We start from the raw sequence: 13,393 nt of genomic DNA, 5'->3' as shown, positions 1-13,393 counted from the left end.
TGACGGTTTATAAAAGTCATTTAGAATTCAAAATTCATCATTTAAATTCCTAAATTAGGCGAATGAATTTTCTAGCACACATCTATCTTTCCGGCGATAATAATTTAATCAAAATTGGCAATTTCATGGCCGACGGAATTCGTGGAAAACATTTTGAGAGTTATCCTTTAGAAATTCAAAAAGGAATCATCCTGCATCGTGCCATTGACACTTTTACCGATGCACATCACATTTTTAGACAAAGTACTAAAAAACTTCATCAAAATTACCATCATTACGCCGGAGTGATTGTAGATGTTTTTTATGATCACTTTTTGGCAAAAAACTGGAACACTTATTCTGATGAGAAATTGGAAGAATTTGTAGCAAGGTTTTATCAATCTTTACAAGACAATATCTCGATTCTATCTGAAAGAACCAAAGAAATAATGCCTTATATGATTGAGCAAAATTGGCTCGTTAGTTATCAAACGATTGAAGGAATTAATCGAATTTTGACACAAATGGATCAACGTACCAAAAACGAATCTAAAATGCGGTTTGCTACCAATGAGCTTTCGGAATTTTATGCGGAATTTGAAATAGAGTTCACTGATTTTTTTCAAGAATTAATCCAATTTTCGAATACTAAAATAATCACTATATGAAAAAAATACTATTCTTACTGACCTTTGCCGTTTTGGGTTGCAAATCAAATGAAAAAACAGTCAAACCAACTGGTTTAGTAACTTCAAAAGCCATGGTCGTTTCGGCACGGGAAGAAGCTTCACAAATTGGAGTTGAAATCATGAAAAAAGGTGGAAACGCTTTTGACGCTATGGTAGCGACTGAACTGGCTTTGGCGGTTTCACATCCACAGGCAGGAAATATTGGTGGTGGCGGTTTCATGGTTTTCAGAAAAGCCAATGGCGAAACCGGAGCTATCGATTACAGAGAAAAAGCACCTTTTGCCGCATCTAAAGATATGTTTCTGGACGAAAAAGGAAATGTAATTGAAGGAAAAAGTACCGCTACTGCTTTGGCATCTGGAATTCCAGGCACCATTGCAGGAATATTTGAAGTACACAAAAAATATGGCTCTTTACCCATAAGTGAAATTCTGAAACCTGTAATTGCCTTGGCAGAAAGAGGCGTTGTTGTCACTAAATTTCAAGCCGAAAGTTTGGCGTATTATAGGGATTCCTTTATAAAAAGTAATGGTAAAAATAGTTTGTTTTCCAAAGCATATAAAGAAAATGATACGATCAAATACCTCGCTTTAGCAGCAACATTAAAAAGAATTGCAAAAAACGGTCGTGATGAATTCTACAAAGGAGAAACAGCTCAAAAATTAATCTCTTTTCTTGCTAAAAAAGCCGGAAATGCTACATTAGAAGATTTTAACCGTTATAATGCCAAATGGAGAACTCCAATTACCTTTCAATATAAAAAATTAAAAATCACCTCAATGTCGCCTCCCAGTAGCGGCGGTATTTGTTTGAATCAAATTATGAAAATGATCGAGCCTTTCAATCTTTCGAGATTGGGACACAACAGCCTAAAAACGATTCAAGTGATTACAGAAGCAGAACGAAGAGCGTACGCCGACAGGAATTATTTTTTGGGTGATCCTGATTTTATAAAACTTCCACTAAAAGAATTAGTAGATGCGACTTATTTAGAAAAAAGAATGAGTTCTTTTTCATTCGATAAAGCTTCTAAATCTTCTGATATTGCCCGTGGAGAAATTAAAGGATATGAAAGCAAGCAAACTACTCACTACTCCATTGTGGATGCTGCTGGAAATGCAGTTTCGGCAACGACCACATTAAATGATAACTATGGTTCTAAAATATATTGCGACGAATTGGGTTTCTTTTTGAATAATCAAATGGATGATTTCAGTGCCAAACCAGGAGTTCCAAATTTATACGGATTGACTGGAAGTGAAGCCAACAGTATTGCTCCCGGAAAAAGAATGTTAAGTTCCATGTCGCCAACGATTGTCGAAAAAGACGATAAACTTTTCATGGTGGTCGGTACACCTGGGGGTTCAACAATAATTACATCGGTTTTACAGACAATATTAAATGTATATGAATTTAATATGAGCATGCAAGAAGCGGTAAACGCACCTCGTTTTCATCATCAATGGTTACCCGATGAAATTACTTTTGAACCAAATTATTTCTCTAAGGATGTATTGGAAAACTTAAAGAAAAAAGGATATTTCATCAATGAAAAGAACAAAGAAATCATTGGTGAAGTTGATGCTGTCTTAATTTTACCTAATGGAAAATTGGAAGGCGGTGCAGATAAAAGAGGTGATAATAAAGCCGTTGGTTTTTAAATTTATAGTATTCGAATGAAAAAAATTATTATTCTATTGAGTGTTCTTTCTATTGGTTGTAAAACCCAAAATGTTATGGTTAATCCCACAGGACTAGTAGCTAATGAAGCAATGGTAGTTTCGGCACGTGAAGAAGCTTCAAAAATTGGAGTTGAAATTATGAGAAAAGGAGGCAATGCTTTTGATGCGATGGTTGCAACCGAATTGGCTCTTGCAGTGGCTTACCCATTTGCAGGAAATCTTGGCGGTGGCGGTTTTATGGTGTATCGAAAAGCTAACGGCGAAATTGGTTCATTGGATTATCGAGAAAAAGCACCATTAGCAGCCACTAAAGATATGTTCCTTGACGAAAAAGGAAATGTTATAAAAGGAAAAAGTACTGAATCTCCGCTAGCTATAGGAGTTCCCGGAACCATCGCCGGCGTTTTTGCTGTTCATGAAAAACTGGGTTCATTGCCTATTGAAGAAATCCTGAAACCGGTGATTGCATTAGCCGAAAGAGGAGTTACTGTTACCAAAAAACAAGAAGACCGATTGGCTGCTTATAGAGCTAAAATTATAAAAGTTAATGGTGACAAAACGCTATTTGCAACTGCTTTTAAAGAAAATGATGTTATAAAATATCCTGCGCTGGCTGCTACATTGAAAAGGATTTCAAAAAATGGCAGAGATGAATTTTACAAAGGGGAAACCGCTAAAACTTTAGTTAATTACCTGCACGAAAAAGGAGCTATTATCACTTTGGAAGATTTGGCTCAATACGAAGCCAAATGGAGAACGCCACTCACTTTTGATTATAAAGATCTAAAGGTGATTTCTATGCCTCCTCCTAGCAGTGGCGGAATATGTCTGGCTGAAATATTCAAAATGATAGCACCTTATGATTTGGCTAAAATGGGACATAATTCAACAGAAGCCATTCAAGTTATTGTAGAAGCTGAAAGAAGAGCCTATGCCGACAGAAGTTATTATCTGGGTGATCCTGATTTTGTAAAAATTCCATTGAAAGCATTAATGGCTGATAATTATTTGAAACAAAGAATGTCGAATTTTAGTTTTGAAAAAGCCACTTTATCATCGGATATAAAAGAAGGAAAAGTAAATTATAATGAAAGTATGGAGACTACCCATTATTCTATTGTGGATCAATTTGGCAATGCGGTTTCATCAACTACAACATTAAACGACGGCTATGGTTCTAAATATTATTGTGATGAATTGGGCTTTTTTCTAAACAATGAAATGGATGATTTCAGTGCAAAACCAGGTGAACCTAATATGTTTGGATTAATGGGAAATGAAGCCAATAGTATTGCACCACAAAAACGAATGTTAAGTTCTATGACTCCAACTATTGTAGAGAAAAAAGGCAAATTATTTATGGTTGTGGGTTCCCCTGGCGGTTCTACGATAATCACATCAGTATTACAAACAATATTAAATGTTTATGAGTATAGTTTGAGTATGCAGGAAGCAGTAAATGCGCCTCGTTTTCACCACCAATGGTTACCGGATTTAATCACTTTTGAGCCTAAAACTTTCAACACTAAAACCTTTGAAACCTTGAAATCAAAAGGATATCTTATCAACGAAAAAACTACACCCATAATAGGTAAAGTGGATGCTATTTTGGTTTTACCAAATAAAAAACTGGAAGGTGGCGCTGATTTTAGAGGAGATGATAAAGCGGTGGGTTTTTAAAAGAATTGAAATCAAAATTTATGAACTTTATAATTGCCTTAGAAAACGCTTTTAAACAAAATAAGAATCCGGAAAATGCTTTGTCTATGGCAAAATACATGAAAAACAACTTCCCTTTTTTTGGAATAAAAACAGACGACAGAAGACGCATTTTTAAGGAAATTTGGAAAGAAAACAAACAAGAAGTTGCAGCAAACGCTAGAGAAATTGCAGTTGCGTTATATTCTAAACAAGAACGGGAATTTCATTATTGCGCCATTGAAGTTTTGATAAAAGAACTTAAAGGAAATTATAAAAAAGAAGACATTCAACTGATTGAAAAACTGATAGAGAAAAATTCATGGTGGGATAGTGTGGATACAATTGCGAAATATATTTTAGGAGAATATTTATTGGAATTTCAATTGGAAACAAAAAATGTAATGGAACGATTTTCAAATTCAGAGAATATGTGGTTGAACCGAAGTGCTATTTTATTTCAATTGGGTTACAAACAAAAAACGAAAGCTACTTTTTTATTTTCAGAATGTTTGAACCAAGCTCATTCTAAGGAATTTTTTATTCAAAAAGCAATTGGCTGGGCATTACGGGAATATGCAAAAACAAATCCTGAAGAAGTGAAGGATTTTGTTCTAAACAGTGATTTAAAACCATTAAGTACAAAAGAAGCATTAAAAAATATTTTGTTGCCCTTAAAATAGTAGTAGTTTTGCACCCCTTTAAAAAATTATAATGTTCAAAAAATATTTATCAAAATTAGAAACCATAATAGCTTTTGCGCAATCTATGTTGACGCCAAAGCAGTTTATCTTTTTGTCCTCTGTATTAGTTGGCATTTCTGCGGCCTTTGCCGTTATCGTTTTAAAAACTTTTGCGCATTGGGTATTTTCTTTCGCCACTTATGTAAGTGGAATTTTGAAATTGGGGTTCATCAACAGTATTTTACCAATCATTGGAATTTTGCTTACCGTTTTTGTTGTCAAAAGAGTTTTAGGTGGCACTATTGAGAAAGGCACTTCACAAATTTTATATGCCGTTGCCAAAAAAGCGAGTATTATTCCAAAAAAACAAATGTATGCTCAAATAATAACTAGCTCGCTTACAGTTGGTTTAGGAGGTTCGGCAGGTTTAGAAAGCCCTATTGTAATTACCGGTGCCGCTTTTGGATCCAATTATGCTCAGAAATATAAATTAAGTTATAAAGACCGAACGCTCCTCATTGGCTGTGGTGTTGCCGCTGGTATTGCTGCAGCTTTTAATGCTCCTATTGCAGGAGTTCTGTTTGCTATTGAAGTTCTGTTGGTCGATGTAAGTATTTCAGCATTTACTCCCATAATGATTGCAGCTGCGACTGGTGCATTAGTCTCTGTTATAGCTTTAGACGAGACCATTTTATTATCTTTTAAACAGCAAGAAATTTTTAACTATAATAACATTCCTTTTTATGTTCTTTTAGGATTATTCACTGGATTTATTTCTGTTTATTACTCCAGAAATTTTGAGAGAGTAGAACATTTTTTTGAACAACTTAAATTTTCTAGTTACAAAAAAGCATTCCTTGGGGCTTCTGTTTTGGCAATTCTAATTTTTATTTTCCCTACACTTTTTGGAGAAGGATACGAAAGTATTAAAACATTATCAGAAAATGATCCTGGGCAATTATTAGAAAATACACTCTTTGATGGATTTAGAAATAACAGTTGGGCCCTTTTGGCTTTTGTTGGTGTAACAATGATGCTAAAAGTTTTCGCCACAGGAATTACGCTGGGTTGTGGGGGTAATGGAGGGAACTTTGCTCCCTCACTATTTTTAGGCTCCTATGTTGGGTTTTTCTTTTCTAAATTTTTAAATCTTACAGGATTAACAAAATTGCCAATCAGTAATTTCACTATGGTTGGAATGGCAGGGATTCTGAGCGGTTTGTTTCATGCGCCACTAACGGCAATTTTTTTAATTGCTGAAATTACCGGAGGATACAACTTGATGATTCCTTTAATGATTGTCGCTTCAATCAGTTTTGCCATTTCTAAACGATTTGAAAAACATTCTATGGACGTGAAAAATTTAGCAAAAAAAGGCCATGCTTTTACCAGTAATAAAGATACAAACGTACTGTCTACATTAGATACTAATTCCATTATTCAAACGGATTATTTAACCGTTTCTCCAGATGAAAATCTAGAAAAATTAGTTGATTTAATTTCACATTCAAATCAAGTTATTTTTGCTGTGGTTGATAAAGACGGAGAAATATTAGGTATCGTACATTTTAATACCATTAGAGAAATTATTTTTAACCCATATCGCGTAAAATATACCTTGATAAAAGAAGTTATGATTCCGCCTGTTGAAATAATATCCCCCGAGGATAGTATGGAAACCGTAATGAATAAATTTGAAAAAGCGAAAGTTGTTTTTCTACCCGTAATCAAAGAGGGTAAATATTATGGTTTTATCTCCAAATCTATTGCTCTTGAAGCCTATAGAGCCAAACTAAAATCAATGACGATAGAATAAATTATAATACTTCTTTTAACATAAACTTCTAAACTGTTCTATCGAAAGAATAAATCAAAATGGTAACTTTGCTTTTTTGCAAAAATTATGTTAGACAAAGACAATACCATTGAAGTTCAAGGCGCTCGCGTCCACAATCTTAAAAATATAGATATTTCCATTCCTAGGGAAAAACTGGTCGTAATTACCGGTCTTTCAGGTTCTGGGAAATCCTCCTTAGCTTTCGATACCATTTATGCCGAAGGGCAACGCCGTTACGTAGAAACTTTTTCTGCTTATGCGCGGCAATTTCTGGGTGGTTTAGAACGTCCCGATGTCGATAAAATCGACGGACTTTCTCCAGTAATTGCCATTGAACAAAAAACAACCAGTAAAAGTCCACGTTCCACAGTGGGAACAATTACAGAGATTTATGATTTCCTGCGTTTACTTTATGCTCGTGGTGCTGATGCATACAGCTACAATACAGGCGAAAAAATGGTGAGTTATAATGATGAACAAATCAAAGATTTGATTATTCAGGATTTTACCGGTAAACGCATCAATATTTTAGCGCCAGTTATTCGCGCTCGAAAAGGACATTATGCCGAGCTTTTCCAACAAATTGCCAAGCAAGGTTTCCTTAAAGTTCGCGTAAATGATAATATCCTGGACATTACTTTAGGAATGAAATTAGACCGTTATAAAACACACGATATAGAAATTGTTGTGGACCGAATGGTGATTGACGATACTCCAGAAAACGAAAAACGTTTGACTGAAAGTATCAACACGGCGATGCATCACGGGGAAAATGTATTGATGGTTTTGGACCAAGATTCTAATGAAGTCCGTTTTTTTAGCAGGAATTTGATGTGTCCTTCTACCGGAATTTCCTATCAAAATCCCGAGCCTAATTTATTCTCTTTCAATTCCCCAAAAGGCGCTTGTGATCATTGCAACGGTTTGGGAACGGTAAACGAAATAAACACAAAAAAGATTATTCCAAACCCAAAATTATCCATAAAAAATGGTGGTTTTGCTCCTTTGGGAGAATATAAATCCTCTTGGATTTTTAAGCAATTAGAAATCATAGGCGAAAAATATGGTTTCAAACTGACAGATGCCATAGAAACCATTCCACAGGAAGCAATGGAAATGATTTTGAATGGCGGAAAAGAAAAATTCACCATCAACTCCAAAGATTTAGGCGTTGCACGAGAATACAAAATTGATTTTGAAGGGATTTCGCATTTTATCAAAAACCAACATGACGAAAGTGGCTCTACAACTATAAAACGTTGGGCGAAGGAATTCATGGACGAAATAAAATGTCCCGTTTGCGAAGGTTCCCGCTTGAAAAAAGAAGCGATGTTCTTTAAAATCAATGAAAAAAATATAACCGAATTGTGCGATATGGACATTTCGGATTTGACAGCTTGGTTCAATGACCTTGACAGTCATTTATCAGATAAACAAAAACGTATCGCCACTGAAGTTATCAAAGAGATTAAGGATCGATTAAACTTTTTGATGAATGTAGGTTTGGATTATTTGGCTTTAAGCCGAAGCTCTAAATCACTTTCAGGTGGTGAAGCACAACGCATTCGATTAGCTACTCAAATTGGTTCGCAGTTGGTTGGGGTTTTGTACATTTTGGATGAGCCAAGTATTGGTTTACACCAAAGAGACAATGATAAATTAATTCATTCTCTCGAACAATTACGAGATATCGGAAACTCCGTAATTGTGGTGGAACACGATAAAGACATGATTGAACGTGCGGATTATGTGATTGACATTGGTCCAAAAGCAGGAAAATACGGAGGAGAAATAATCAGTAAAGGAACGCCTGCTGAAATTCTGAAACATCATACAATTACAGCGATGTACATGAACGGTGAAATGAAAATTGAAGTTCCTGCAAAACGTCGGGAGGGAAATGGAAAATTCCTGAAACTGACTGGAGCAACAGGAAATAATTTGAAAAATGTTTCGATAGAATTGCCTTTAGGCAAAATGATTTGCGTGACTGGAGTTTCCGGAAGTGGAAAATCAACTTTGATTAATGAGACGCTCTACCCTATTTTGAACGCCTATTATTTTAACGGCGTCAAAAAACCAAAACCTTATAAAAAAATTGAAGGATTAGAACATATCGATAAAGTGATTGATATTGACCAAAGCCCGATTGGAAGAACTCCAAGAAGTAATCCAGCAACATATACCGAAGTTTTTACCGAAATCAGAAACCTGTTTACGATGACTTCAGAAAGTCTGATTCGAGGATATAAAGCAGGACGATTTAGTTTTAATGTGAAAGGCGGACGCTGCGAAACCTGTCAAGGTTCCGGTGTGCGAACCATTGAAATGAACTTTTTACCTGATGTGTATGTAGAATGTGAAACGTGTCAAGGGAAACGTTTTAATAGAGAAACATTGGAGATTCGATTTAAAGGAAAATCCATTTCGGATGTGTTGAATATGACGGTGGATGAAGCGGTTCCGTTTTTTGAAATGATTCCGAAGATTTATAGAAAAGTAAAAACCATTCAGGATGTTGGTTTGGGCTACATTACGCTTGGCCAACAAAGCACGACGCTTTCCGGCGGTGAAGCCCAACGCATCAAACTAGCAGGAGAATTATCTAAAAAAGATACCGGAAACACCTTTTATATTTTGGATGAACCCACAACTGGATTGCATTTTGAGGACATCAGAGTATTGATGGAAGTGATTAATAAACTGGTGGATAAAGGGAATACGATATTGATTATCGAACATAATATGGACGTAATTAAACTTGCCGATTACATCATCGACATTGGCCCTGAAGGTGGAAAAGGCGGTGGACAACTCATTGCGAAAGGAACGCCTGAAGAAATTATAAAAATTAAGAAGAGTTATACGGCGCAGTTTTTGAAAAAAGAGTTACTTTAGTATTTGAAAGCCCTAGCCCTGATGGAAGCGGCATCCTTTCTAGTCCTGAGCTTGTTTCAGGATTCAGAAAAAGTTCAGGACTAGAAAGATAAAGTGGACAGCAGGAAATAGCTTCAAAAAATAAGCTTTAAAATATAGAAGATGAGATTAGAAGATTTTGACAATGACGAAGATAAAGTTATCCAAGACCGACTTAAAAGAAAGACTTGGAACGAAATAAGAACGAATGACAGTTGGGCGATTTTTAAAATCATGGCTGAATTTGTGAATGGGTATGAAAGCATGGGACGCATAGGTCCGTGTGTGACTATTTTTGGTTCAGCCAGGACAAAACCGGAAGATAAATATTATTTACTTGCCGAGAAAATTGCCTATAAAATCAGTAAAGCCGGTTATGGTGTGATAACTGGCGGTGGTCCGGGAATTATGGAAGCGGGAAATAAAGGCGCACATCTTGGGGGAGGAACCTCTGTAGGATTGAATATAGTATTGCCCTTTGAACAACATTATAATCCTTATATTGATGGGGATAAGAACTTGAATTTTGATTATTTCTTTGTTCGAAAAGTGATGTTTGTGAAATATTCTCAGGGATTCGTCGTGATGCCTGGAGGTTTTGGAACTATGGACGAATTGTTTGAAGCAATGACTTTAATACAGACGAAAAAGATTGCAAAATTTCCAATAATATTGGTTGGCACCAGCTTTTGGGCGGGGTTAATAGAATGGATAAAAACGGTTTTAATAGAAAAAGAAGGTACGGTAAGTGCCACAGATATGAATTTATTCAAAATTGTCGACACCGAAGATGAAGTCGTTGATGTGTTAGATAAATTCTATAAAAAATATGATTTAACTCCGAATTTTTAATTGAAAAGCTGTCTAACCAACAGCTTTTTTTATATTTTACCAGATTTTATTCCATTTTCATTCAATAATAAGTATATTTATTTTTTTAATATATGATCCCAAAAGTTGAAATCATTCTATAAAATTGCCGTTTATACTCTTGTTTTATTGGTTTCAGTAAAACAATATGCGCAACATCATTCCAAAATGATTGTTGAGTTGAATGTCGAGAACAAAACATTGAATATTCAGCAAGAAATCACTTTTTTCAACCAATCGGATGATACATTAACTTCAATTGTTTTGAATGACTGGAACAATGCGTATTCTGGTAAAAATACACCTTTGGCGAAACGTTTTTCGGATGAATTTTACAGAGGTTTTCATTTGGCTAAAGAAGAAGAACGCGGAAGCACGAATAATTTAACCATTATTGATGCGAATCTATTATTCGTTTCATGGGGAAGAACGAAGAAAAATCCTGATTATATTGAAGTTAAATTAAGAGAAAAATTGCTTCCAAATCAAAAAACCAGATTACAGCTTACTTATATTACAAAAATCCCAAGTGATAAATTTACAAAATACGGATTTAATGATAAAGGTGAAATGAATCTTAAAAACTGGTTCCTTACTCCTGCCCGTTATGAAAATCATGATTTTATTCGAAACAGCAACAATAATTTAGATGATATTGCCAATGGTGTTTCCAGTTATGATATTAATCTAAAAACACCTGCAACTTTAGAAATTACTTCTGATTTAAATAGTAGTTTGCTAAACAATACCGGGAATTTTTTAAACTATAAATTATCTGGAAATAAACGAACCGATTTTAGCCTTTTTGTAGAACCAAAATCCAGTTTTATCAGTTTTAAAAACAAGAATACTGAAGTACTGACGAATCTGAAAGAAAATAAACTAAGTGCTATAGAAAAAAAAATTGTTATAGATCGTGTAATGGATTACGTAAACACGCTTATTGGCAACTATCCACATGAAAAAATAATAGTTTCTCAAACTGATTATGAGAAAAATCCATTTTATGGATTAAACCAATTGCCTTCTTTTTTAAGTCCGTTTTCAGACGAATTTATATTTGAAATTAAATTTTTAAAAACCTATCTGAATTCTTATTTAAAGACTAGTTTGCGTTTAGATCCAAGAAAAGACAACTGGATTTATGATGGAATTCAAGTGTATGCTATGATGAAATATATTGATGAAAACCATCCAGATGCCAAAATGTTTGGCAGTGTTTCTAAGCTTCAATTATTGAAAAGTTTTACTTTAACCAATTTAAATTTTAATCAGCAATACAGCTATTTTTATATGCTTATGGCCCGTAAAAACTTAGACCAGCCACTTGGTGATCCAAAAAATAGTTTAATAAAATTCAACGAACAAATTGCCAGTAAATATCGTGCCGGATTGAGTTTTAGATTTTTGGATGATTATCTGGAGCATGATAAAGTTAACAATAGTATTCGCCAATTTTACGCTGAAAATAAGGAAAAACAAGTTTCGAGAACTGATATTGAAACCATCCTAAAATCAAATGCAGATAAAGATATTAATTGGTTTTTTAAAACAATAGTCGGTTCTCGTGATATCATTGATTACAAATTTACTAATGTTTCAAAAACGAAAGACAGCATTACTTTTTCAGTAAAAAACAAAACCAATGTTTTAGTTCCAGTTCCGGTTTATGGAGTAAAAAAAGGGGAAATAGTTTTTAAAAAATGGCTTGACGCTAATGAAACAGACAGCACTTTTATAATTGAAAGGAAAAATGCAGATAAAATCGTTTTGAATTACAATAATGAAGTTCCAGAATACAATTTAAGAAATAACTGGAAAAAATTAGAGGGCTTTTTTCCAAATAATCGTCCTGTTAAATTTGTATTTATGAAGGATTTAGAAGATCCCTATTACAATCAAGTACTTTACGTTCCTACGCTTACCTACAACTATTATGACGGACTTAGTCCAGGGTTAAGACTTCATAACAAAACTATTTTGGACAAACCTTTTATATTTGATATCAATCCCGCTTATTCTACAAAAACTGATAATCTCTCTGGCTCTGCAGCTTTTTCAGCAAATCAAAATTATAGAAACAGTACGCTTTATAACGTGAGGTATTCTGTCTCTGGCTCCTATTTTCATTATGCGCCGGACGCTTCTTATCTTAGAATAAATCCTATGGTACAATTACGGATCAGGCAAGAGAACTTTAGAGACAATAGAAAACAGCTTATAATGCTTCGTCAAGTATTGGTAAATAGAGAAAAAAGTGCTTTAGTTGTTGATAATTCAACTGAAAATTATTCGGTTTTTGATGCCAAATACTTCAATACAAGAACCGAGGTAACCAATCATTTTAGTTTCATGTCTGACGTACAACTATCAGGTAAATTTGGAAAAATTGCAAGTGAAATAGAATACAGAAAATTATTTGAAAACAATCTTCAGATTAATTTACGATTGTATGCCGGTAGTTTTTTATACAACACAACCGCTTCCGATTTTTTTAGTTTTGCATTAGACCGTCCAACCGATTATTTATTCGATTATAACTATTATGGTAGGTCTGAAAGCAAAGGGTTATATAGCCAACAATTTATATTAGCAGAAGGTGGTTTTAAATCAAAACTAGACACCCCATTTGCAAATCAATGGATTACTACCTTAAACGGAAGTTTTAATATTTGGAATTGGATGGAAGTATATGGAGACATTGGTCTTATTAAAAATAAAACCCAAAATGCGCGATTCGTTTATGATAGTGGAATTCGTCTGAATTTAGTAACCGATTATTTCGAATTGTATTTTCCAATTTATTCCAACAATGGATGGGAAATTACACAAAATAACTACAACGAAAAAATTCGATTTATAGTTACATTCTCTCCAAAAACATTAATCAATCTTTTTAATCGAAAATGGTTCTAATCCAAGATAAAAATCACTATAAATTACATTATTCTCTAAAAAATAGTTATTTACATACACAAAGCAAGATAATACATCTTCTAAACACAAATTGACTAGTAATAATTAAATTATATTTCTTTT

The 13,393-nt window shown here is 34.2% G+C and carries 8 protein-coding genes; all 8 read left to right on the top strand.

The annotated features are described in order from the left end of the window. Positions 1-62: 62 nt before the first annotated feature. The 8 genes from ACM55G_RS08080 (at position 63) to ACM55G_RS08045 (ending at position 13,270) form a co-directional block, all read left to right on the top strand. A complete protein-coding gene (locus ACM55G_RS08080) occupies positions 63-647 on the top strand; it encodes an acyl carrier protein phosphodiesterase (protein WP_416843393.1) in 585 nt (194 codons plus the stop codon). After that, positions 644-2,329, top strand: a complete 1,686-nt coding sequence (ggt, locus tag ACM55G_RS08075; RefSeq protein WP_416843392.1) for a gamma-glutamyltransferase — start codon at positions 644-646, stop codon at positions 2,327-2,329. The genes ACM55G_RS08080 and ggt (ACM55G_RS08075) overlap by 4 nt, the downstream gene beginning before the upstream one ends. Positions 2,330-2,344: 15 nt before the next feature. Then, positions 2,345-4,030 carry a gamma-glutamyltransferase gene (ggt, locus tag ACM55G_RS08070; RefSeq protein WP_416843391.1) on the top strand — a complete coding sequence of 562 codons (1,686 nt, stop codon included), beginning with the start codon at positions 2,345-2,347 and terminating at the stop codon, positions 4,028-4,030. A gap of 20 nt (positions 4,031-4,050) precedes the next feature. Next, a complete protein-coding gene (locus ACM55G_RS08065; protein WP_416843390.1) occupies positions 4,051-4,731 on the top strand; it encodes a DNA alkylation repair protein in 681 nt (226 codons plus the stop codon). 31 nt (positions 4,732-4,762) lie between these two features. Then, positions 4,763-6,547: a chloride channel protein gene (locus tag ACM55G_RS08060; protein WP_416843389.1), complete on the top strand. Its 1,785-nt coding sequence runs from the start codon at positions 4,763-4,765 to the stop codon at positions 6,545-6,547. Between the two features lie 87 nt (positions 6,548-6,634). Further along, the gene (gene uvrA / locus ACM55G_RS08055) at positions 6,635-9,466 is read left to right on the top strand and encodes an excinuclease ABC subunit UvrA (RefSeq protein WP_416843388.1); all 2,832 of its coding nucleotides are present in this window, start codon (positions 6,635-6,637) and stop codon (positions 9,464-9,466) included. A gap of 141 nt (positions 9,467-9,607) precedes the next feature. Continuing rightward, positions 9,608-10,336 (top strand): LOG family protein, encoded by a 729-nt coding sequence (locus ACM55G_RS08050; RefSeq protein ID WP_416843387.1) that lies wholly within the window; start codon positions 9,608-9,610, stop codon positions 10,334-10,336. A 186-nt stretch (positions 10,337-10,522) separates the two neighbouring features. After that, entirely contained in the window at positions 10,523-13,270 is a 2,748-nt protein-coding gene (locus ACM55G_RS08045) for a gluzincin family metallopeptidase (protein ID WP_416843472.1), read from the top strand. Positions 13,271-13,393: the final 123 nt, after the last annotated feature.

This window comes from Flavobacterium algoriphilum (genome assembly GCF_048158655.1).
In the GTDB taxonomy this organism is placed as follows: Bacteria; Bacteroidota; Bacteroidia; order Flavobacteriales; family Flavobacteriaceae; genus Flavobacterium; species Flavobacterium algoriphilum.
The sequence above is the reverse complement of the archived record's forward strand: the minus strand, read 5'-3'. Positions and strand labels throughout refer to the sequence as shown.